The sequence below is a fragment of the Paenibacillus mangrovi genome (assembly GCF_022898935.1).
Classification (GTDB): Bacteria; Bacillota; Bacilli; order Paenibacillales; family Paenibacillaceae; genus Paenibacillus_AQ; species Paenibacillus_AQ mangrovi.
The window spans coordinates 810,591-834,791 of the sequence record NZ_JALIRP010000001.1 but is presented as its reverse complement, the minus strand read 5'-3'; the positions used below and the strand labels follow the sequence as shown (position 1 = coordinate 834,791).

Sequence of the window (24,201 nt, the reverse complement as noted above, 5' to 3'; positions counted from 1 at the left end):
AATAAAAACCTTTCATGGAAAAGCTTGAAGACCATTACTCAACATGATTATAATATGGTTAATCCGACAGATAAACTAGAAAAAGAAAGGAGATTTTCGGTGCTACGTGATTATGTCCAAAATTATGATCCTATTTTTCAGCATGCCGTTCTTGGAATGGCTTACATCTCACTTCACGGTACTTTTATAAAGATCAATTCCGCACTATGTGATCTTTTGGGACACTCGCAGCACGAACAAGGTTCCACCGCTCAACTGGATATTTTTTATCAGCATATGCTGTCTGTGATAGTAAAATACGGCGAATCTCTTCAATCAGAGCATCTTGCATACGTTTCCATAGAGCAGTCAATACAGTGTAGAGATGGACGACAGCTTCAGGTGACCATCCATCTGACAATCATACATAATGATGATTCAATGCCCGTGCATTATCTGGCGCAATTCGAAGATCACACCCGGAGGTCCGAATTGGAGTCGAAGCTGCATATGACTGAAAATATTTTACGTGACATACAGAATTCATACCAACAGCTTTTGGAGAAAATGCCGCTCGCAGTCCTGATCACCAAAAAAGGAGTTGTGCAATACGTTAATCCAGCAGCACTTAGGCTGGTTAACGCCAAGGAAAAAAGTGAAGTTCTCGGGATCTCCACAGATACGGTGGTGGACATCTCCTATCACGAAGCATTAAAGGAACGAAGAAGAAGCTTTGCGGAACACCAATTGCTCCACCCTATCACGTATCTGATCAACTGCCTGGATGGACAGCAAAAGCTTGTGGATGGTTTTACACTTATCTTAAGTTATGAAGGGGAAACGGCAGCCATTGGAGTATTCATGGATGTTACGGAACAGCGGGAAAAAGAGGAATATATGATGCAGTCTGAAAGGCTGACCATGGCCGGACAGTTGGCTGCGGGCATTGCCCACGAAATCCGCAATCCGCTTACCTCCATCAATGGGTTCATGAAGCTGATGAGATCCTCCAAGCAAAGCAGCGAAACCTATTTCGATATTATCGAATCCGAGCTTAAACGAATAGAGCTTATTGTGAACGAACTGCTTGTCTTATCCAAGCCTCAACGTAATCACACAAGCAAGCCTTTAAACGTTCTTCCTATTTTGGACCAGGTGATTACCTTAATGAAAGTGCAGTCGGCATTAAAAAATATCGAAATCATATTTAACGGTCCAGACGCTCCCCTGTGGATTATGGGGGAAATTAATCAGCTGAAACAGGTATTTATCAACTTGCTTAGAAATGGCATAGATGCCATGAGTTCCACCGGAACGATATATGTAAGCGTCGATTCCAATGATCAAGAAGTGCTAATCAGTGTAGAGGATGAGGGCATCGGGATGACATCGGAACAAATTCAGAAGCTGGGTCAACCGTTTTTTACAACCAAAGAGACCGGAACCGGACTTGGCTACATGATTACGCAAAATATAATTCATAACCACAGCGGCTCCATCCAGATTGAAAGCGTCCCGGAACAAGGAACCACGTTTACAGTGAAACTGCCCAAAATCAGCAAACCTGAGGATTGAGGAACATACTAGTCTCTGTCATTTTTTTACATATTCCAATGATATACCAAGTTCACTTCATGCTCCATATTTTCACACTTAATGATTTAAATAATCAAAACCATCCGTCTAACGGGTGTTTTCTCTGCGGTTATAAACCTTTGTCTCTGGCTAGCGTCTAAAGGCGCTGGCTTTCAGTTGTTCAAGCCACTATGCCTTTACCTCTTTTGCTACCCCTAAAGGGGTTTTCATATTCTTTCACATATAGCTTATCCAGAGCTATATCTTGTTTTCCTGCTAAGAAAACAATTCAAACGTGTCTACGTCAACCTTGCGCTATTTATATAACTTTTGACTCTTCACATGCCGCAAATAACGCCGTGTCTCGAACGCCCCGAAAGCAATCGAGAGAATAAATACAATCCGGTACGGCAAAATGGATTTCACGCCAAACAAATAAGTTATATAGCGCTCACCGAAATAATTCCAACCTAGAATAGTAAAAGCAAATAACATCAGACATAACATGAAAAAGAGCCAAATCCGAGGATTTGACTCTGGGGACAACATTGCAGATCTTAAATACAAGGGAGTTTGATCATTTAGTTATAATTTCCAACAACTAGGTCAGTGCTATTCTACCGATTTTAACGCTTCAATCATATCGATATGCTTCAGCTTGTAGTGCATCGACACCATGACAATCCCTGAGAATAACAAGGTTAATGCTGCCGCATATCCATAACTAATCGCATGAATGGTTCGACTGAACATCATCTCGTCCATTTCTGCCGTCTGAAGCACGAATCGATGCAACAGCACACCGAGCAAATTGCCCACGATAATGCCCAGCACCGTTAGAATCATATTCTCACGGTAAATGTACATGGTGACTTCCTTATCATAGAACCCGAGCACCTTGATCGTTGACAGCTCCCGAATTCGCTCCGATACATTGATATTGGTCAAGTTGTACAAGACGACGAAAGCCAGTGCCGCAGCAGAAATGATCAGCACCACCACAACGACATTCATGCTGTCCATCGTATCGTTGAACGCATCGCTTACACCGCTCGTGAAGCTGACCATCGCGACACGCGGATTTGCGGTTAGCCGTTCGCTGAACTGATCTTCCCATGCAGGATCTACCTTATTGAATGTGAGAAGCTGCATATTCACCACGGCCGGTTTCCCGAAGACTTGCTCATAGTATTGCGGAGTCATATATACATAGTGCATCGTGTAGTTCTCGGTGATCCCCTCGACTTTCAGATCAAACGACTCATTGTTCTTATTCTGAACTGTTAGTGTACTGCCCGCATGCAGATCGAATAACTTAGCTAACTTCTCCGATACAATCACCCCATCGCTCGGCAATGGAATAACCTTCTCCTGCCCACGTTCCTTCAATGCAACGAAGTCATTCAGTGCATCTGCCTGTTCTGGGATGAACAGGTTCACGTCCTGATTGTTAACTCCTTTCTTTTTTGCCAACATAACCTCCTGCGTAACATTCAATTGACCTGTGATCTCAGGGGTATCGGCGATAAGTTTGTTGTATTCCTCAAACGCCTTCTTGCTGCTATCGTCTTGGAAGACGACCGCCGCGTTATATTTCATAATCTTGCCGTACTGGAGCGGCGCAATATCTGCGATGGAATCCTTCAGCCCGAACCCGGTTAGAATTAATGCTGTACAACCGGCAACACCGCATACCGTCATGAACATCCGCTGCTTGTAGCGGAACAGGTTGCGCGCCGTGACTTTCCCAATAAAGCTGAGACGCCGCCAGATGACATCTATGCGCTCCAGCAGAATACGCGATCCGCTCTTCGGTGCTCTCGGGCGCATAAGCACGGATGCGTTACTCTTCAGCTCAAACCGGACAGCAATCGAAGCGGTCAGCGTTGTACAGAGCACGGCCACGAGCACCGAGATGATACTATAACTCATATAGAAGCTGGTCCGTACGTCAGGCAAGTTATACAACGTACTGTAGGCGTTATAAATAATCTCTGGAAATAACGTAAATCCTATCGCGAGACCCGCCGCCGATGCCGTAATACTAGCTAGCGTAGAGTAGACCAGAAATTTCTTCATCACATCCATGTTGCTGTAGCCTAATGCCTTGAGCGTTCCGATCTGCAATCGCTGCTCTTCAACCATCCGAGTCATCGTCGTCAGACTGACCAGCGCTGCAATCAGGAAGAAGAATGCTGGGAAAACCGTCGCAATCGCTGCCAGACGATCCGCGTTATCGCTATATTCGGTGTAGCCCGGGTTGACGCTCCGATCCATGACATAGAATTTAGGCAGCTTGAGGTTGTTCAGTTCATCCTTCCCTTCAGCCAGCTGCTTCTCGCCATTCGCAATCTTCTGGTCTGCATCTTTCTTCTCTTTCTGGTACTTATTCAGCCCTTTTTCATACTCGGCTTGTCCCTGCGCAAGCTCTGTTTTCGCCTTGGCTAACCGTGCTTCTCCTTCCTGCTTGGCAGCTGCCAAATCGGCTGTTCCGCGCCCACTCCGCTTCGCCTTGCATGAGCTTCTTCTCCGCCGCTTTCAGCTGCTGAGTACCGGCTTCTAGCTGCTTCTTCTTTGCATCTAACTCCTGCTGCGCATTCGTCAACTGCTGAGAAGCTTGGTTCAAGCCTTGTTCGAAGGAAGTAGCAGCATGCTGCAAAGTCTCTCCATCAACCGCACCTTGCATGAATCCGGCTACAGCTTTGCCGAGCTCCGGATCAGCCGATTGAGCTGCCGCCTGAAGCTGGCTTTGCTGAGCCTCAGGAATCGCTGCGGGCTGCATCGTGGAGACTTGGAGCAGCGACTTCACCAGCTCATGACCTTGGGCAAGCTTTGGCTCCAACGTTTTCTTCTGCTCATCCAATTGGGCTTGACCAGCTTGAAGCTGATCTTGCCCATCCGCTAACGTCTGCTGGTTACGCTGGATTTCTGCCTTACCCTTCGCGATGTCCCGAGCCGCTGCATCCAGCTTTGCCTGACCTTTAGCGGTCTCAGATTGAAGCTTGTCTACGCCCGCTTTGTAGCCTCGTTCGCCTTGATCCAGCTTTTGTCTAGCATCGGTCAATTTTTGGTTCGCATCAGCTAATTTCTGATTGGCATCGTCTATCTTCTGCTGTGCTTCATCCAGCTTCGCTTGTCCCTCGACACGAACCTCCGCGAGACGTTCTTCCGGCCGTGAGGCCAAGGCTTGTTCTACAGCTTTGGTATGCTCATCAATCTTCGCATCGTACGCAGCCGTGTAAGGCGCCAGCTCGGCTGTGTCCTTGAAACTCATATAGGCTTCTGTGTAGACCGACAGCTTAAAATCTTGGTCCGGTATGACGGCGAATACATCAGCCGTTCCTTTGCCGATGCTGCTCGCCCCCCGACCCATGCTGCTGATGAACTGCGGGCTTTTGACGATACCCACTACTTTGTATTCCAAGGTACGGAACGTATCTTCAAGGTCGGTCTTGGCGTCCGGGTTCGTAAACGTAATCGTGTCGCCTACCTTAAACCGGCTGCCCCGCTCACTCGCATCGATCGCGATTTCGCCCGATTTTTCAGGCATTCGGCCTTCAACAACCACATAATGGTTCAACGGATCTTCTGCATGATACGAGAATACCTTGGCAATCAGCCCACTATCACCCAGGAAGGTATCCCCGCTGTATGCAGGCTGTACGTTCAACACATCTGGAACCTGCTTCAACATTGCAATATCCCGTTCATTCAGACCATACGTTGATTGGACCTTGATATCCATCAGATTCTGGTCTTTGAAATAATGATCTGCCGTATCCAGCATATCAGGTCCTGTCGCCTTAATCCCGGCGAAGAATCCGACACCCAGCATAATAATCGCAAAAATGGACAGGAACCTTGCTTTCGTGCGCCAGATTTCCCGGAAGATATCGCTCCATAGCGCTTTTTTCTTCATGATGTTCTAGCTCCTTACCACTCGATGTCATCGACCGAGATCGGATTCGGATTTTTCGTCATTTTACGAACCTTGGCATTGTTGATCTCGATCACTCGGTCTGCCATCGGCGCCAACGCAGAATTATGCGTAATGACAATGACTGTTGTCCCTGTATTTCGGCAGGTATCCTGGAGCAGCTTCAACACTTGTTTTCCCGTATTATAGTCCAGAGCTCCTGTCGGTTCGTCGCATAGCAGTAATTTAGGCTGTTTGGCAAGGGCTCTTGCAATCGCTACGCGCTGCTGCTCACCGCCAGACAGCTGTGCCGGGAAGTTGTTCAGCCGTTCGCCTAACCCTACGTCCCTTAACACCTGTTCCGCGTCCAGTGCCCTCGGTGAGATCTGCGACGCCAGCTCGACATTCTCTTTCGTAGTCAAGTTAGGCACAAGATTATAGAATTGAAATACGAATCCGACATCATTGCGGCGGTATCCCGTCAATTCCTTGCTGTTAAACCGGGCAATATCCGTATCGTCTACCAGCACCTGGCCTTCATCGGCCGTATCCATGCCGCCGAGTATATTTAACACCGTTGACTTCCCGGCGCCGCTCGGTCCGACAATGATCGCGAACTCCCCTTTCTCAATCTCAAGATTGATCCCGTCATTTGCCACGATGATCGTCTCACCCATCTGATATCGTTTATATTCGTCTTTAATCGTCACAAATGCCATGTTCGTCAACTCCCCGTCTGTCATGTTATCCCATGGTACCTTTTGTTCCTATGTGTATTAAACCAGTGTAGCATAAACAAATCAGTGAATAAAAATACACTGTCGCCGCAAGGAGAAATGACACAGAATATTCGAATTCACCGCAGAAATAAATGGGGAAGGAGCAAATAAAAATTACCCGCATAGTTGGTGGTTTTTTTGTTTCCCACGCTTCGCGTGCTCAACTGGCTAAAGCCACTAATAAAAAAATAACCCCTGGCTCAGTCAGGGGCTATTTCCGATGGCTCCAACATTAGGTTTTCTTTTAAACATGCACTCTCTTCAAACATAGGTTATGGGTCTTCACGTTTTCTTCTCAGGTGGTCAGGTTAAAACAATGGAATTGCATGCTCGAATCGGTGAATGCCAAAATCCTTAACCGATGAGTTTAGAAGCGCCTCTCTTAACGGATAAAGATCCGGAGTAAACCGTACGTCGATTCCCATATCGAGCAATCGCTCAAGGCCGCCTCGGATAACCGTTTTTTCGACTGGTTTTACCATTTCCCTGGAAATAAAATAACCGGCTGTCTCATCGAAAAGCTCAAAGGATTCCGGCGGTAGCTCATACCTGTAAAGCGTGGTTTCAATGATTTTTATGTACCAGCGATTTTCCAGCGTCAACACGATCTGGGCCGACGTATTTCCAAAAAAACGGATTTCGTCTTCCTCAGTGATCCCTTCATGTCTTGTATACACAATGCGGGGACAGTTCCTCGGAACGAAAAACGTGAATTGATGCGCTTCGTCGATGGCCCACACCACAGGCGGCATATCCGTCCGGTTGGCCTTGACCCGTGGATGAAATACCTCGATATTTTCTTCCTCGCTAAAATGGTATAACTTCATGCGTCCTCCCTAAGACTTTCCTTCACAACCGATCAACACTCGTATTATGAACATGAACTTTTAGTGTGAAGAAGGATTTTCTAAATATCCAAGTACTTTTCCATGAATCGCCTTCACTGGCAAGGGACCGAAATTCCTGCTGTCAAAGCTCCTGAACCAATCGTCTCCTACCACGAATACCTGCCCTTCCTGAATCTTGGTGGGCTCCAATTGCTCTGACTCCAGCATGCGGATCATATTTTGGATGTTCTGTTTCATTACATCATCTAAACGATCATTCTGGTCCTCAAGACTTTTTTTCAGGGCATCTGCATCCGATCCTAACCGACGGGCTATGCCATAAAATGAATCCAGCTTGCGGTCATTGATATAAATTTGGCCTGCTTTGATTGCAATAGTCTCTCCCGGCAGCGCCACAATTCTTGAAATACTCATCTCTTCGAGACGGACCGATGGATATTTATCGTGGTCGAAGTCCGGATTCATAAAAAAAACAATGTCACCGCGCTTGAATGGATGATTTTCATAGTAATTAGGATCAATGACTGTGGTTTGATTTTCAAAATCATGATGACCTCGATCCATATTATCGTATTGATGATGGTAGGGCAGATAACCGCTTTTCATTGAAATGATTTGTAATTCCGGCTTGGTAAAATCATCTGTAATCGGTTGATTCACTCCAGAATTGCATCCTGTTAACACAATCATTGTGAGTACTGCGATCATTAGCAATTTTCTCATATGATCACCTCGAATCATTTTTCACCAGATCTCACCATCATGCATCACACCAAACATTCCAGTCATGCCCTCATGCTGGTTAAAACCGAACTGCCGATAAAAGCTTTCTTTCCCTTGGGAAGAAAAAAGTCCGACGAACGCCTTTTCCGGCGCATACTCTCGTAGATAAGCGGTAATCGATTCCAAAATAACCTTTCCAAGTCCCTTGTTTTGATGTTCGGGCGTGACGACGATGTCTTGTATATAGAAGTAAATCGCTCCGTCTCCAACGATTCGGCCCATGCCGACGACTTCATTTCCATGCAGCACCGTCACGCCAAAAAGGGATTTTTGTAACGATTGCTCCGCCGCGTTGAAATTCATGACAACCTCCCATCCAACCGCGGTGCAAAGCCGGACATACGTATCAAGCTGAGGTACTTTCTCTACTACGGTATAACCTTCTGGGATCATAAGGTGAACTCCTTAATTACGTATTTTTGAAAATAGCTCTTCGAGCAGGGATGCGTCGAATCACCTTATCGCTTTTTATTTCTTTTTTGGATGCAAACCGGCAACTTCACTTGAATTAATCATTTCATCTGTAGAACTAATATCCGTTTGGTAGTTTCCGTTCTCGTCCAGTGTTTCATGGCTAAAAACCAAATAGCTTCCGATCCATTTACCGTCGCTTTCAAGAATATAAGCAGTAATCAGATTGTAACCGGGCGTAGTTTCACGAAGGACATAACCTGTTTCAACAACTTCTTGATTAACATAAGCACTAATGTCCAGCTTGCCTTTGTCCGTCATCTCTTTCAGATGTTCGCGAAAGGATGCAAGCGTCCCCGGAGCATACTTGGTTTCAGATGCAAATCGATCGATGCTCCAGCCATATTGTTCCAAATAGCGGGTATGGTCTTTGTTGAAGACTATCACTTGTTCGCTTGTATCACTGCCTTTGCATCCCGTAACGCAAAGCAGGAGAATCAGGAAAACCATCCATTTTGTTTTCATAATAGCCTCCGAACTACCTGCGAACTGTGTACATCAATGAAAAAACTACTGAATATCAAAGGGAATACTCTTGCTAAAGGAATCTACTCCAAAAACACCCTAGGATACCGCAATTCACCCTTAATCCGATTCAGTGCTCCGTCCTGCAGCTCGCAAACCATGAACACATCATCCGGCACATCAAATTGTTTCAGTTCCAGTCCGTACGGTCGCGCCGGCTTAAATCCAAATTTAGGGTAATATTCGGGGTGGCCTATCAATAAGACCAGATCAAGCCCGAGTTTCTGACAACGCTCCAGCCCTTCCTGGATTAACCGCCTGCCAATGCCTTGCTTTTGATGATCAGGACTGACAGCTAGAGGAGCGAGTGCAATGACTTCATGACTACTGCCCTCGTCTACCACTTCCGCTTTGCTTAACAAAATATGGCCTAGGATTTCATGATCCCGTTCTGCAACCAGCGAAAGCTCAGGCACAAAAGTAGCCGACTTCCGGATTTTTTTCACTAATTCGGATTCATCCTCACGGTCGCCGAATGCATGAAAAAGAACTTTGGCTACCTGTTCATAATCTGCTGCTGTTTCTGTGCGAATGTTCATCTTCATGCTCATACCAATGCCCCTTCATAGTATTTTCTTTTTAATAGATGAGTTCACAGTCATGATTCTCCCACACATCAAATAAATTGCCATCCGGATCTTCCAGCACAAAAAACTTGCCGTATTTCCCTTCATCCGCTATATTTCCAACCTGGACTCCCTCCGACTTCAGATCGGCATGCAAAGACTCTATATCATTCGTGAAAAAGGTGGTGACCCATCTCTTTCGGTTATTCACTTCAAAGGTCGCTCTTGAGTCGTTTTCGCTTTGAATGAGAACGAGGATCGGACGGTTGTCCCGGAACAAGCTTACAGAACCTTCCCGCGGATGCCTTACATTGAATCCAAAGTGCTTCACATACCAGGCCGCCGCCTGTTCTACATCTGACACCGGAATAACGTTATAGGCAATTCCTAAAATGCGTCCATTTGACAACTGAACAACCTCCTCAAAGTCATATGAATAGATACAACAGCCCGTCTCTTCATGCGGCCTGGTAATTTCTCCGAGCAAAAAAATCGATGGCCCAGTCACCCCTCTTTCCCTACATAAATTATACCTTTATTTCCAGATCAGAGGAACCTTTCCCCTTGATGTTGACCATCATAATAACAGGAAGCCAAAAAACCTGGCCGATGGCCAGGTCCTTGATTAAACCCATATGTTTGAACATGGAGAAATGAGTATCGCGTTCCAAACCGCTTCTAGCACCTTTTTTTATTCGTACCAATATCCCTTGATTCCCTTACTTAGTCGAACCAAAGCCTCTAGATAATAATAATCTCCCCAGATCATATAATCATCAGGCCCCGAATTTCCTCTAACGTGATACGAACCATGCTTCAGCAATCCTTCTGCCTCTGGAAGATCAGTAGTTGCATATCCATTGACCAAAGATTTCATGCTAGCTTGAAGCGCTTCTCCGAACATCTCCCGGTCCGGATCCTCCTGATCCATAAGTTCGAGAAGCTCTAACAACCCGCATGCCACGATGGCAGAAGCGGAACTGTCTCGAGGCGTTCCCTCTTCAACAGGTACATCGAAGTCCCAATACACAACATGATCCTCTGGTAATCTTTCGATGAAATACCGGGCTAACCGTTTGGAGGTATCCAAGAAGGTATCCAGCTTCGTATAGCGATATGCTAATGCAAAGCCATAAATGCCCCAAGCTTGCCCCCGCGTCCATGTTGATCCATCTTGGTATCCTTGATGGGTTCCGCCGTGCAGCGCATCTCCATTTTCAGTATTGAAATAGAACGTATGATATGATGAACCATCGCCGCGAACAAGGAATTTCTGACTTTTGAGAGCATGCTTCAGAGCAATATCATAATAGGTGGAATCGCCTGTCTGCTTATGCGCCCAGAACAGAAGAGGGAGGTTCATGAGGCAATCGACGATGATACGCCCCCCGTTCTTCGGATCTCCTTCTTTGCCCCATGCCTGAATCATCCCCATCTGCGGTCTCCAGCGCGCAGCAAGCCGTTCAGCCGCTTGCAACGCCAGCGCTCGAGCCTCCTCGCTCCCGGTTACGCGCCACTGCGCGACGGCTGACAAGGAGTACAGGAAGCCGATATCATGATGATCCAATGCGATATGATGGTCTAAGCGATCCTTAAAGTTAGCAAGAAATGACTCTGCAGCTTCCTTATAGAACGGGTCTTCCCCGTATTCATAAGCAAGCCACATCATCCCCGTGTAGAATCCCTCAATCCAATCATTATTATCGCCCCACTTGTAACGCTGCCCCTCAGTAATATGAGGCAGCTTTCCTGGATGATTGATAATATTCTGCTTGATCTTCAGCATCGCATCTTCAATAGCATTTTTCCACATGTTCATCACCCTCCTTGATCCAATATTCTACAGTTCTAGGTATTATACCTTCATGTCCCCGTTCGTGGTCTAATTCCAAGAGGTAAATTTACTTGGCGTCATGCCGATTCCCCGTAGGTCCTTTCTTAAACCTATAAACACGCGAAAACCCACCGCATAAGGCCACCGCCTTCGGTAGGTTTTCGTTCGATTTCTATTCTCCGGTAATCCCTGTCTTATCAATGCTTTGAACGAACCATCTCTGCACGATTAGATACAAGATCGCTAGCGGCGCAATCGACAGAATCGTCCCTGCAAAAGCTTTGGCCTCCGAAAAACTCCAGTTCGGATTGTTTCCGACTTCTTTCTTACTCGCTGCAACGACGCCGCCGAAGGACTCCTGCAAATTTCCAAGGAGCATAGGGACCGTCTGAATTTTACCATCTAAATAAAAGGAAGTCAGGAACGTTTCATTCCAGTAGATTGAAAAACCATATACGCCCACGATAATAAATGCCGGACCGACCATGGGAATCGCGATATTCCAAAACGTCCGAATCGCTCCCGCTCCATCGATACATGCAGCCTCCTCCAGCACCTTCGGGATCATTCTGAAGAACTGATAGAAGATGAGGATAAAGAGCGCTGCCTGCTCCCCTTGCCCGGTTAATGCAGGGACAACAAGCGCTCCAAGATTCCCTTTCAGACCGAGCTGCATGAAAATCTGAAATTTCGGGATAAAGAATAACGCTTTCGGAACGATGAAAGTAAACAGCAGCAAGGCAAAGACAAGCTTTTTCCCCGGAAAGTGGAAGCGCGCCAATCCATACCCCACCAACGCGGAAGAGAGAATGACACTGAGCGTGGATGCCCCCGCCAATAGAATCGTCGTTACGTAAGAGCCTGGCATTTTCAATGCCTTCCATGTTGCTTCATAGTTAAAGGTATACAGCGAGGTTGGCAGCCACTCCACGGTGTTGTCGACCAAGTCCAGGTTAGACATCAAGCTCGTCGAAAGCATATAGAGCAGCGGATACAGGAATATGAACCCGAATATGGTTAATACGAGATAGGTAGCCGCTTTGTAAACCATACCGTCGCTAATCTGCATTCCGAACAAAAACTTCTTCATCGGAGGTTGATACACCTGGATGTGCCGCTTGATCCGCATCACGATGTCGGACATCTGGATCACCTTCCTTTCGTGCTTCTGCTGTGAGTCGAATAATATAGAATGGCAATAACCGCCAGCTGGACAAGCGAATACAGAATGGATAGAGCCGATGCATATCCTTCCCGCCGGGAGCCGTCATATTTGGACTGCATAATGATCGAGTTAATTGGATTCGTCTCGAAATTGGCCAAGAATACGACGACATATATCACACACACGCTAACGAGCGGGTAGACCATCGGCAAGGTGATCTTCCAGAAAGAAGACCAGGGTGAAGCTCCGTCAATGGACGCTGCCTCATAGATTTCTTTGCTGATTTTCTGAAGCGAAGCCAAAAAAATAAGAATAGGAACCGCGCTGAACCACAACAATTGAACGATCAGCTCGAACAAGCTGGTAATGAGCAGCACAACGTCCTTGGAAGGAATGATCATATAGAGCGACTCGAGAATAAACTCATTCGCAGTTAGCGACATCCCGCCGTAGGTATCCATATTTTCCATCAGCTTCCCGCTAAGAATAATGACGGGGAGGAAAAACAGAAGCCGGAAAATGATCTTCCCTTTTATTTTCTGATTCAGCAGTACAGCGATAATGATTGACAATGCAATAATAACCGGAACATACAGCAAAGTCTGGACAAAGAAATTCTGGGCTGCGACGACGAAGTCGGTTTCTTCAAACATAATACGCTGATAATTTTCCATCCCGACCCATTTGTATCTCCAGCCCGTCTTCAGCCCGAAGGAAACATTATGGAAACTCATAAAGACGGTTCTATATAACGGATATGCGAAAAAGGCCAAAAAACCAATAATCCAAGGGCTAATGAACAGGATCCCTGTCCAGCTTTGCTTGCTCTTCAAGCTTAAGCGGGTTTTCACGGGCTTGATAATCTTCGGTTCGACCTTGCCTTTCTTCGTCTCCGTTATCATAGAATCACGAACCCTTTTGATTTCATTTTTACATCTCCATATCGGTATTCGGAATCATTATAATTAATCAATATCTTCTTGCCGTTGTCATACTCGACCAGAACGACCCCCGCATCCAGAATCGTATGGTTGATCATTTCATGACCTATAACTTCGTTCAGCGCCTTGCTTGCCGAGGAGTAATAGAAGTCGATCCGATCCTCCAAATATTGGAGTTCCGAAGTAAAAACATCATGAGAAGCCGTGTACTTGATACTGTATGTGGACTCACCCGTTAATACAAAGGATGGATACACACCAAACTCGATCAGCCTGAGCATCGCATCGGTATCATTCGAGGAAGAATTCATATACGGCGCATACATATCCGCATAACCGCTTACAACCAGTGGCACGAGCGGTATGGTCGCATCAATAAAGATAAGCTCTGACGAAGAAATTGGCGTATCATAAAATTCGCTGATGTACTTATAAAGGTAAGCGTCAGGTAAATACATGCCGATTTCGATGCCGTTATCACCCAGATACTTCAATACATCTTCCACATAGGCCATGCCTTCGTTCGAATATCCGATGGATCCATGATCATAGTGTGTAAATAGACTTGAACCGAATCCGTCAAACGCCAGCGAATGAATGCCGTACTGCTGGTAAGCTTTCAGATCATTTTCCGCAAGGACCTTAAAATATTTAGGATTGTTCAAGTAGTTGTACACCGATTTATTTTCGTTGATCACACCCATAGCCTGCCTGTTTAATTTGCTTGCTGTATATGGGGTCGCCTCAAAATAAGATCTCGAATAATCCACATATTGATTGAACTTGATATGCTGGGAGGCAAAATAATCGGCCGCTTCCCGAAAAGCTTCTTTCCCGCCCAAATTCCGGAGCACGTCAAACCGATAGGCAGCATCCTTTTTAATAAATGATTTAAACGTCACATTCAACCTGCTGAAGCCTTTGTCCGCCATTTTCCTGACAATCTCCTGCGCTTGTTTGTAGCTCGTTGCGGTCACATTCTCGACACCAAGCGTACCGTCAGTAACTTCATTGTTAATAAAATCGATTTTCATCGGCATTTTGTCATGCTTGGGTGCCGTTGGTCGATGCCATCCATCTTTCTTGACCAGAAAATCGCGGAATGTTTTGGCTACTCCTACATAGTTCGCTTGATCCCCCCTCAAGAAGACATAGCGCTGAACCAGATCAAATGAATTGGGCTTCTCCTGAAAGCCTAATACGAGCTGATCCTTGTTCACCCTGCTCTGGAACTGAGGGTATTCTTTTCGATAGGTATAGCTGAAGTAAGATTGATAGTAATTCGTCTGCATGCCGCTGGACACGTAATTGTAAGTGGCATAACTGTCGCCGCTTTCCGCGATAACCAGCATGCCGGCATGTCTCGCATCGTGAATGATACCGTAGATCGGCAGGGATATCCTTTCTTCCGGCTTCACGACAACTCCCTTCGCGCTGAGTTCCATGGAACCTTCATAACCCGGATCTGTACCATACACGGGGGCAGAATATCCGGCTGCATGCTTCGGGGTTTTATCCAGTTTCACGATCGCTCCCGCTCCGTCGGGTATGACCATGTATCCGTTATCTTTATGAGTTGCGCTCCCGAAGAACGGATACACAATAATCTCGCTTAATGAAATATCTTCGTTGCCGGCCTTCCACAAATTTGCATTGTATTCTTTAATGCTCTCACGGGGAATCTGTACAACGACATCTCCCTGCTGCAGTGTTACAACAACATCAAATCGAATCTTAGCCTTCTCGAAATCAATCGTTGCAATAAACCCGTCATCTCTTCGCTGATAGGTCTTTGTCGCTTGATCCCCTAGTATCGTTCTTCGGCCCGGCGTAAATTTATCATATGTGATGATGGAAAGACCTGATTTGATATATGCCGTCATTTCCGCATTATATCCAGCCTCCTCCATATCCTTGCTCACGTCATAGGAAAACCAGGTGTGCCCGTTGCATTTGTCTTTGACGGCAATGGCTACACTTTCTTCTTCGAGATAGAGCTCCAACTGATCATTTCCAGCTACCTTGGCAAAAGAATCCGGTATTTCCGTCTTCACGTCATTGCCAGAACATCCTGCGGGCTTGTCGTTCACCGTAATGTCCTTATAGTTGCTCACAGGCGCTGCGATCCCATACTTTACATCCGGCAAACCGTTCAGCCAGTAGCCTACCCCAAGTAGGACCGCTATTATCAATATGATTCCGTATTTGATCATTTTCGCTGCCATCTGCTGCCCGCCTCCGTCACTACATCATGCAGAAAGCCAAGGAATTGACTCCCGATCGAATAAAAGACAAATAGGAACAATCCAATCACCAGCATCGTGAATAGACTTCTGAAAATAACGTCCACCGTCTCGCCGGCTTCATAGTTATGGATATCCTTAATCATGAAAAACATTAAAAATGCTATCCAAAGGATCATCGCCTGAATCGGCAGATCGTAAAAGACCGACTGCTCCAACGTCAGTCCTCTGCTGAACAGAATAAGCGGAGGCAGGATGACGATCAGTGGACTTATAGAGTAAGCTGTGGCATTATACACATCTCTGAATTTCCCTTCCCCGTCCGTGATGGAGCAGATCAGATAGTTGGACAGCATCCATAGCACGGCGAGTCCGACCATGATCATTAATGTATACAAGAAATAATCCTGCTTCTTGACAAACAATGGATTGGCATATTCATAATGCACGATCAACAGAATCGTAACGAGCACGTAAATGACCGTTGATGATAGCCTGGATACTCTGTTTTCGTATTTGATATGATACAGCCCATCCAACGGGTGCCTCAGGAACGTAAACATATAGAGCAGGTTGTCAATGATTTTAACCCTCCGAACGACCTGCAGCTTACTCCCGATTCTAGACACATAACCGTACCTTCGATTTAACCATTTGCTTGCATAACTACCGAGAATAAGGGTGAGTAGAATAGAAAAGACGACACCTAGATTGTTCTGCAGCCAGCCTTGGCGTATTTCCCAGAAAGCCTCTGACATGCCGTTGTTATGCTTCGCGTATTCAAATTCAGCCAAGGCCCCCGAAGCGTTGCCTTCACGAAGATAGGCGTTGCCGAGTCCGACATGGGCATTATCGAACAAAGAGTTGTATTTCAGCGTGTACTCCCACAGCTTTTTACTCTTGTCATAATCCCCGTCTTGGTAGGCGTCCATCGCCTGATGAACCGCATTCGAGAACTCGGTCGGACGATAGCACTGAAGCAGCTTCAATCCCTGATCCACAACGATCAGCTCATCGGAAGAATTGGACGCTAACGCGACAGGTCTATTCAGCAGACCGAGCCGGCTGGAGGTGAAATCTTTGCCACCGAACAAGAACAGCAAATTCCCGTTCGTGTCATATTCAAAAATCCAGCCGTCGGAGCTGACGGAGAACACATTATGATGTTGTCCGACCCAGACGCTTTCCATCGAGAACATACCGACCATCTTATCCGGAAAATAGTTCTTTCCCGAAACGTTGAATTTTTTGACCGGGTTGTCCTCGACCGATGACGTAACCGTGTAGATAAAACCTGTCTTGTCTATCGCAATATTGCTCGGCACATCCGGCAATACTTTCTTGATTTTATCCTGCTGCGTTTTTGTCAGGAAAAAAGATCTCAGCCGGTCGAGCAAGGGTGTCTGCATCGGATTCGCACCGAAGAAAGTCACGAACTCCCCATCCCCGTTCAACATGATAAGGCCGTTCACAGAACCTGTACTTCTCACATAAATATTGCCTCTCACATCAACTGCGATATGCGTCGGACTAAACTCATAGCCTTCCTGAAAAATCGGCGAGTCCGGTTTTCCGATCTCTTTCAACAATTGATGCGTAGCCTTATCCAGCACAAAAATGACATTGAGCGACGTATCGACTACATAGATAAACTGATCCGTAACAAATGTGCTCTTGATCGCTTTGAATTTGTCGTTCGTCAGTTCCTTCACGAAGCGATATTGAGGATCCAGAATAAATACTTTGCTCAGTGTGCTGTCCGTAATATACACATTGTCCTGATCATCGACAAAGACGTGCTCCGGCGTCTCCAATTTTTGACCATTTATGGTGGAGATCTGCACGGTCGGGGTATAGGCAGCCTGTGTCATGATGACGAACCCTTTACTGTCGCTCGTATAGGTAAAGTAGGGGGCATCTACAGCTGCATAGACAGGCGACGTACAGCAATACAACAACACAACGAACGAAAACAGCGTAAGGGAGAGCATCATAGTCCGTTTCTGCATATTACTTGATCCCCGTATGAGCCATGGAATCCATGACTTTATTTTGTAAAACAATAAATAAAACGATATTGGGCACAAACATCACGAGTCCCGCTACTGCCGCCAATCCCGCACCAGCGACAATATTGCCCGACTGTGCAACTAGCGTGTTCATATAGAAAGGAAGGGTCCGCAGCGACTCGTCATCCATAAAGATGGATGAACTCTCGGAATTGCCCCAGCTTGCCTGAAACGTTAATATCGCCACGGTAACAAGCGCAGGCTTGACCAGCGGCAGCATCACATTCCAATAGACCCGCCAGTTGCCCGCCCCGTCCATTTTAGAGGCTTCGATCAGATCATCCGGTACTTGATCCATAAACTGCTTTAAGAGAAAGATGCCGATCGGCATTGCCAGCATCGGGACGATATGCGCCAGATACGTATTGAATATGCCCAGATTCTCTATAATGAGAAACCGGGGAATAGCTACCGCGATAGGTACGAACATCAGCGCCAATGTATTCACCTTGTTAAAAACATGCTTCCCCCTGAAGGATAGCTTCGATAACGCATAAGCCGCCAAAGAGCTTATCAGCAAAGTGAGCAGAATGACAAGGGTTGTCGTGAATAGGCTGTTGAATACATATCTGGAGGCCGGTATGCCGGATTCCGCCGAAAAATTAATCAACAAACGGAAATTTTCCAGTGTCGGCATTTTCACGAAGAACGTCGGCGGATATGCAAACAATTCCGTAAAAGGTTTAAATGCATGATTGACTATAAATACGATCGGCAGGAGCATAAACAGAGACAGAATCAAAAGCACCAGATGAAAGCCCCACTGATCCTTATGCAGCTTTTGAGGGTTAAACTTAATCAAGCTTCTCACCACACTCACGAAAGATATAGAGACTACTCGTGCTCTCCAAATAATTTGTAGCTGATCTTATTGAACAGGATCACGATATACAACAACACGACCGTTACCGCAGATGCATATCCCATCTCAAAGCGCGTAAATCCGAAATCGTTGGCATGGTCGACGATCATCCAGCCGGCATACTGCGGAGGAGGCGATCCTCCGCTAAGCGTTGCCGCTACGCCGGATGCGTTGAATGTGCCGATAATGGCCATCACCGCCCCGAACAACATCTGCGGCTTCATCGATGGAATCGTAATATAGAAGATTTCCTGCCAACGATTTCGAATGCCGTCAATATAGGCGGCTTCGTACATCGTCTTGTCAATATTCAGTAGTCCCGCCAGCATGGCAAGAAACCCTACGCCCATACTTCCCCACAGCGCAATAAAAATCATGATCGGTACAAGCAATTCAGGAGACTTGAGCCATTGAAGCGGCTCCTGAATGATATCCATCTTCATCAGCCAATAGTTCAGATATCCCGTTCGGTCTCCGCTGAACAGCACCTTCCATACGACCGTTACCATGATGGATCCCGTCACTGAAGGAGAGTAAATAATGACCGTGTAGATCGTTCTGATCCTGTGCGGAACTTGCGAGAGCATCCAGGCGAGAAAGAACGCGAGCATATACCCGATAGGCCCTACCAAGACGGCGTAAAACAACGTATTGGATATCGCATGCTGCAGAAAAATGGTATCTCCTGTAAACAAATCAATGTAATTCTGAAATCCTACGAATTTAGGGGCTTGCACCGTATTAAAGTAAGTAAATGAAAGCCCGATCGCGACAGCTACCGGTAATACGATGAGAAGCGAAAACAATGCAGCATAAGGAAAAATAAACATGTATGGACTATCCGCCAGCTTGTAAAAACTGCGCTTGAATTGACGCTTCCCCCTCATGTTATTTCCCATGTGCGCTCACCCAGCTCTCTACATTTTCAATCGTTGGAACCACGTAAGGCTTCGCCATCTTCCCGTTCTCAAAGTATCCGAACTCCTTCAATTTCCGTTCCAGTTCCCTATTGATGGTTTTGACCGCATTATCAATGGCAATTCGTGGATTTTGCTTATCGAATACGACTTTGTTCCACGCATTGCTGATTTCGCGTTCCAACACATAGTCCCCCGGCACTTTTCCGGTTGATTGAATCCATTTCCACTGCTCCATAATGACGGCTTTGGAGTCCGATGGCCAAGCGCTCTTCTCGAATCCTTTCAGGTTAGCTGTCATATACAAAAATTTATCCCCCAGGGTCGATTGGATTTGATAAGAAAACGCGCTTTGCGTCTCGGCGTCAACCCACCACTTGATAAATTTCCAAGCTTGTTCTTTCTTGTCGCTATGCTTGAAAATAATGCTTGAGCTTCCGTAAGTCGGTTCCCAGCGCTCTATGACGCCAGCCTTATTCTTAATGCCCGGTACAGGGAGAACTCCCCATTGTCCGCCAAGCTCAGGAGCCGCATACTTCAACTGGATGTACGTATTCGCATCGCCGATACCGACAGGTGTTTTACCGTTTCTAAAGCTCTGGAAAAACTGCGAAGTCGTAATCGGAATGTTATACACCGTAAATAGATTGGTCATGAATTCGAATGCATGGTATGCGCCGTCCTGATTGATGACCGTTTTGCTTCCTGTCGGATCGTATAATCGCCCACCAAATTGATAAATGAACGGTGTGGTCACGTCAAACCCTTTGTACGCATTATCCGATCCGAGCGGCGTATAGAAATTCATGTCATACTTCTGAAGCAGAGGAATCAGACCGACCACATCGTCCCATGTCTGCGGCGGATTTTCACCAATCGTTCTCAAAATATCCTTACGGTAGAACAGCAGCTTCACGTCTTGGGTTTCCGGAATCGCATAAACGCCCTGATCGTAAATGTAAGGCACGAACGCATTCGGGTTGAACTGTACCGCTAATTCATTGAATCCATCCATCGATCGTACATTTTCAATGATGCCCCGAAGTGCGAGCTCGAAAGGCGTTCCGTAGCTGATGCCCAGAGCGGCATCCGGCGTATTTCCCGCTGCATTCGATAATACAATCTTGCTCTCATCCGGCAATATCGACAGATTGATCTTGATTCCCGTAGCCGGTGTAAACTCCTCATCAATCATCCGCTGCATGACTTCGACATACAGTCTGGACTGATTGACCCACACCTCTACCGCATCATCATCAGCCCTCGGCTTAGAGTATCTCGAATCTGCAAAGGAATAGAGAAACGCTTTGACGCCTTCCACCGCATTTGTAGCAAATCCAGCCGTAGGCGGCGGCAGCTCGCCCCCGTTATGAACATACATTTTATCGAGATGCATCGGATTATAGAGCAGCATAGGTAGTATGGTTTTGATCCTGCCGTAAGCAGAAGATTCCCCTTTATTGAACTTGCTCATATAATGGGGCAGATCTTCAGGAGCCTTCACAAAGTCGCGGATCAGATCCTCCGCATGTTCAAGCTCTGCAATGACAGACAGATTCTCATCGTGGGCATATGCAGTCAAGGCTCGTTTCTGCTGCTCGATGTTGCCCGCAATCCCCTGCAAGTAGGTTCTGATCTCAGGGATATACTTTTCAATCCGCCAATCTCTTTGCTTGTCGACTAGTCCGCCTGTCAACCGGTTGACATCCCGGGCCGTGAAGTCAATCTCCTCCAAGATCTTAAGCAGCTCATGATAGATTTCTCTTACTTCCGAATTATCGATAGATAAAGAAAGAGTATGCTCGCCTTCCTGCAAGTAAATCGAATAGGGCTCTCCCTTGTCATTATGCAGCGTCTCATTCTTCCAGCCGCTGGAGTAACGGAATTGGTAATGCTCAAGCTCTTGGAAAGGAACCTTCCCGTCAATCTCGATTCTTCTGTTGGTTGGCATCCCGTTATTCGTGTCCTGGGCATATTTCAACGTCAATTGATACAGTCCGCTATGCTCAATCCTGAACTGATAGGTAACGCGATCACCACTGTCCCCGAACGAATATCCGTCCAGAACATTCAGCACTTTATGTTTGTACGTATACGGCGTAACCTGCGGGTCTCTGACATATTTGGCTCGGATACTTTTTCTGCTCATCAGAGACATATTCTCCGCTTCGATCGTAACCGTCGATTCCATTCCGTTTTCTACGTTCTTCTGGGCAGTAAGGTACTTCTCATAGGGCAAAACGTAAGAATCCGAGTTCTTAAGCTCTATCTTTCCAAGCAAAATGTATCCTTCGTCCAGCTGCATGCTGATCGAATTTTTCCCTTTCTGCAGATGGAATTTCAACGGCTCGGTAAAGAAGAAGTTGGGATCCGTCAGACCTGTGCTTTTCCATCCGGACACGATTTGCGGCTTGGGCATCAACTCGTCGCCGTATCGGTCAACCTTCCGGCTACCTACCTCTGTCTTCCAGTCCACGGGAAGCCTCAGCTCATTCATCTCGTTGTATTGACTCTTACCATTTACGCTGATCCGAAGTTCCGGATTTAAAAAGCTCTGATCGGACACCCGGTAATCCATCCATAATTCATACAGCCCCTGCTCGGCAACTTCGACATCAAAACGCAGCTCATCCTTAGGCGCAAGAATGACAACATGATCCCCATACCCTTCGCTCTGTGATTTACTGTATACCTTCCCTCCGGTCGTTCCGGCTGCCGGAATGGTGTATGACAATCGGGGAACAGGGAGCTTCTCTTCTTCCCACTTCTTCAGGACACGATAGTAGCTGCCGTCCCCTTCCCCGTGATTCACAGCTTTTTCCACGGCTGCTCTACTACGTTCAAACTCGGCATCGGACACCTGTTGATCGGAACCTTTATTCTTTTGACTGCTGCCGAAAAACAAACCAACGGCTATCGCTATGAGACATACACCAGCAGTAATTTGTAAGATTTTCTTGTTCCTTTTCACTCGGTCACAACCTAACATCATCAATATTTCACAGATATCCGGTTACTTTTTGTTGTATTCCCGCAAATAATCATCAAGCGTCTTATTCATCATCGCATCCCACTCAGGGGCAATATCGCTGTATTTTTTGCCTTTATCCCGAATTTGGTTTCTAATTTCCCATGGGTTCAGCTTTTCGTAAGCTTTAGCTACACCAGGAATGTTTCTTGGGAACGGCACTGGATTCGAGAGCATCTGCTGGAAGTCAACGTTCTGGAAAGCCGGGAAGTTGAAGATGGCCAGTTCACTGTCCTTCGGAAACCCTTTGACTAGCGGATGGTGCTTCAATACCTCTGGATTGGTCGTGATTGGCCACCCTTGAATGAAGTCCATTAGGCGATCCTCTGCTCGAAGCGGCGCATCCTTCGGAAGTCCGGAATACTCATCAATCAACGCCCAGCGGGATTTCAATCCTTCTTCGCTATAAGTCAACCATTTCACCAGCTGGAATGCCGCCTCTGCTTTGACCTGATCCTCAGCCAATGTGCTGGATAGACTGAGTGTATCGTAGTAACCATGCAGACTGGTCGTTCCACCTTCCGGAGCTTTTGGCATCGGGTAGATGTCGATATCCATCTTGCGGGTTTTGATCAATTCATTCATATCCGAGCTAAGCGCATACATCCAGACATTGCCGACCGCTTCCAATCCATCCTGCCAAGGCGCTCCCAAATTGCCCGTTTTCTTCTTCCGCGTCGCTTCAGGCAAATCCCAGAAATGCAGTCCTTCTTTGCCTTCGTTGGATACAAGGTTGAGCCATTTACCAAAGTTCGGGCTGCTTTCATAATCAAATTTGCGGGTTTCCGTATTGAATCCTTTCCACCCATTAGGAACACTGTCGAAGTAATGAGGTCCAAAATCGATGAATTCAATCATTCCCGGGAAAATCGGATTGTTGGGCGTGAGCTTGGCAACTTCTGCGCGCAAATGCTCATAATCGTCATAAGTCCAGTTATACGGCGGAATCTTAATATCATTTTCTCTCAACAGCTTCAGATTTAAGGCCGGAAATTGCGCTACAGACATCCACGGAATACCATAGATCTCTTTGCTGTCGTATGTTTTCATAAAGCTTCTCGCATGTTCAGAAATCCATTTCGAATCCGGATCAGATTCTAGCATCGCAGTTAAGTCCAAGGTCAGCTCACGATCATACATTTCAGCCGAAAGCGGTGAATAGAAGATATCCGGCATCGTTCCTTCCATCGCTCTTGCGGTCAGAATTTCAAGCTCATCCGTATCCGGCTGCTCGATTGCAAATTGACGATCGCGGACAACTTTAATATTGGGGTACTTTTGTGTGAACTTCTTAATATTCAAGTAGATCGGGTTGGTGTCGTCATTCTCGCCATAAAAGCGAAGCGCGAATTTGAGTTCAATCGGTTTCTCCTGCCAGTCGGGCACACCGTTTCCATCCTCATCCGTTCCCCAGACCCCTGCTGCCTTTTCATTATTTTGTGGAGATTGCTCCGTCCCCTGAGAATCGGGTTTCTCGGTTTCCTCCGTATCCGATCCGCTCGAGCAGGCGGTAAGCGCAAGAGAAAGAATCAGCGTAATCATCAAAAACATCGATAATTTCTTTTTCATTGGACCCTCCATCGATTTGTAATTGTTCATACCGCATATCACTACTTGATTATATGGGTAAGAATCCGGCGGCAAGGTAGAGTCGTGTCGCTTCATTCCGTAGAGAAATGATTGCAGGTTCAAGGAATTGA

19 protein-coding genes and 1 pseudogene are annotated in these 24,201 nt (G+C 46.4%); 1 reads left to right on the top strand and 19 read right to left on the bottom strand.

Annotated elements, in window-relative coordinates; genetic code table 11:
• Positions 1-99: 99 nt before the first annotated feature.
• A complete protein-coding gene (locus tag MUG84_RS03810) occupies positions 100-1,554 on the top strand; it encodes an ATP-binding protein (protein WP_244720280.1) in 1,455 nt (484 codons plus the stop codon).
• Between the two features lie 315 nt (positions 1,555-1,869).
• On the opposite strand, the pseudogene MUG84_RS03805 reads toward MUG84_RS03810, so the two are convergent.
• From MUG84_RS03805 to MUG84_RS03715, 19 genes and pseudogenes are all read right to left on the bottom strand, one after another.
• Positions 1,870-2,058: pseudogene (locus tag MUG84_RS03805) on the bottom strand (alanine:cation symporter family protein); the annotation flags it as partial.
• A 108-nt stretch (positions 2,059-2,166) separates the two neighbouring features.
• Positions 2,167-4,035 carry an ABC transporter permease gene (locus MUG84_RS03800; protein WP_244720277.1) on the bottom strand — a complete coding sequence of 623 codons (1,869 nt, stop codon included), beginning with the start codon at positions 4,033-4,035 and terminating at the stop codon, positions 2,167-2,169.
• Entirely contained in the window at positions 3,956-5,473 is a 1,518-nt protein-coding gene (locus MUG84_RS03795) for an ABC transporter permease (protein WP_244720273.1), read from the bottom strand. Before MUG84_RS03795 ends, MUG84_RS03800 begins: the two co-directional genes overlap by 80 nt.
• A gap of 14 nt (positions 5,474-5,487) precedes the next feature.
• Complete coding sequence (locus tag MUG84_RS03790) at positions 5,488-6,189, bottom strand: ABC transporter ATP-binding protein (RefSeq protein WP_244720270.1); 702 nt, start codon at positions 6,187-6,189, stop codon at positions 5,488-5,490.
• A gap of 368 nt (positions 6,190-6,557) precedes the next feature.
• Positions 6,558-7,076, bottom strand: a complete 519-nt coding sequence (locus MUG84_RS03785) for a DUF6886 family protein (protein WP_244720237.1) — start codon at positions 7,074-7,076, stop codon at positions 6,558-6,560.
• A gap of 60 nt (positions 7,077-7,136) precedes the next feature.
• Positions 7,137-7,757 (bottom strand): signal peptidase I, encoded by a 621-nt coding sequence (gene lepB / locus MUG84_RS03780; RefSeq protein ID WP_244720232.1) that lies wholly within the window; start codon positions 7,755-7,757, stop codon positions 7,137-7,139.
• A gap of 84 nt (positions 7,758-7,841) precedes the next feature.
• On the bottom strand, positions 7,842-8,273 hold the full coding sequence (locus MUG84_RS03775) for a GNAT family N-acetyltransferase (RefSeq protein ID WP_244720229.1): 432 nt from the start codon (positions 8,271-8,273) through the stop codon (positions 7,842-7,844).
• A 75-nt stretch (positions 8,274-8,348) separates the two neighbouring features.
• Positions 8,349-8,816, bottom strand: a complete 468-nt coding sequence (locus tag MUG84_RS03770) for a DUF4830 domain-containing protein (protein ID WP_244720226.1) — start codon at positions 8,814-8,816, stop codon at positions 8,349-8,351.
• Between the two features lie 83 nt (positions 8,817-8,899).
• Positions 8,900-9,427 carry a GNAT family N-acetyltransferase gene (locus tag MUG84_RS03765; protein WP_342346089.1) on the bottom strand — a complete coding sequence of 176 codons (528 nt, stop codon included), beginning with the start codon at positions 9,425-9,427 and terminating at the stop codon, positions 8,900-8,902.
• 28 nt (positions 9,428-9,455) lie between these two features.
• Positions 9,456-9,851 (bottom strand): VOC family protein, encoded by a 396-nt coding sequence (locus MUG84_RS03760; protein ID WP_244720222.1) that lies wholly within the window; start codon positions 9,849-9,851, stop codon positions 9,456-9,458.
• A 282-nt stretch (positions 9,852-10,133) separates the two neighbouring features.
• The gene (locus MUG84_RS03755) at positions 10,134-11,255 is read right to left on the bottom strand and encodes a glycoside hydrolase family 88 protein (protein WP_244720204.1); all 1,122 of its coding nucleotides are present in this window, start codon (positions 11,253-11,255) and stop codon (positions 10,134-10,136) included.
• 193 nt (positions 11,256-11,448) lie between these two features.
• Positions 11,449-12,420, bottom strand: a complete 972-nt coding sequence (locus MUG84_RS03750) for a carbohydrate ABC transporter permease (RefSeq protein ID WP_244720201.1) — start codon at positions 12,418-12,420, stop codon at positions 11,449-11,451.
• Between the two features lie 5 nt (positions 12,421-12,425).
• A complete protein-coding gene (locus MUG84_RS03745) occupies positions 12,426-13,343 on the bottom strand; it encodes a carbohydrate ABC transporter permease (RefSeq protein ID WP_244720198.1) in 918 nt (305 codons plus the stop codon).
• The gene (locus tag MUG84_RS03740; protein WP_244720195.1) at positions 13,340-15,607 is read right to left on the bottom strand and encodes a DUF5696 domain-containing protein; all 2,268 of its coding nucleotides are present in this window, start codon (positions 15,605-15,607) and stop codon (positions 13,340-13,342) included. The genes MUG84_RS03745 and MUG84_RS03740 overlap by 4 nt, the downstream gene beginning before the upstream one ends.
• Positions 15,592-17,634 (bottom strand): YIP1 family protein, encoded by a 2,043-nt coding sequence (locus tag MUG84_RS03735; RefSeq protein ID WP_244720192.1) that lies wholly within the window; start codon positions 17,632-17,634, stop codon positions 15,592-15,594. Before MUG84_RS03735 ends, MUG84_RS03740 begins: the two co-directional genes overlap by 16 nt.
• Position 17,635: 1 nt before the next feature.
• Complete coding sequence (locus MUG84_RS03730) at positions 17,636-18,505, bottom strand: carbohydrate ABC transporter permease (protein ID WP_244720942.1); 870 nt, start codon at positions 18,503-18,505, stop codon at positions 17,636-17,638.
• Positions 18,506-18,528: 23 nt separating this feature from the next.
• On the bottom strand, positions 18,529-19,455 hold the full coding sequence (locus MUG84_RS03725) for a carbohydrate ABC transporter permease (RefSeq protein ID WP_244720189.1): 927 nt from the start codon (positions 19,453-19,455) through the stop codon (positions 18,529-18,531).
• A complete protein-coding gene (locus MUG84_RS03720) occupies positions 19,445-22,444 on the bottom strand; it encodes an extracellular solute-binding protein (RefSeq protein WP_244720185.1) in 3,000 nt (999 codons plus the stop codon). Before MUG84_RS03720 ends, MUG84_RS03725 begins: the two co-directional genes overlap by 11 nt.
• Before the next feature lie 42 nt (positions 22,445-22,486).
• A complete protein-coding gene (locus MUG84_RS03715) occupies positions 22,487-24,070 on the bottom strand; it encodes an ABC transporter substrate-binding protein (RefSeq protein WP_244720182.1) in 1,584 nt (527 codons plus the stop codon).
• Positions 24,071-24,201: the final 131 nt, after the last annotated feature.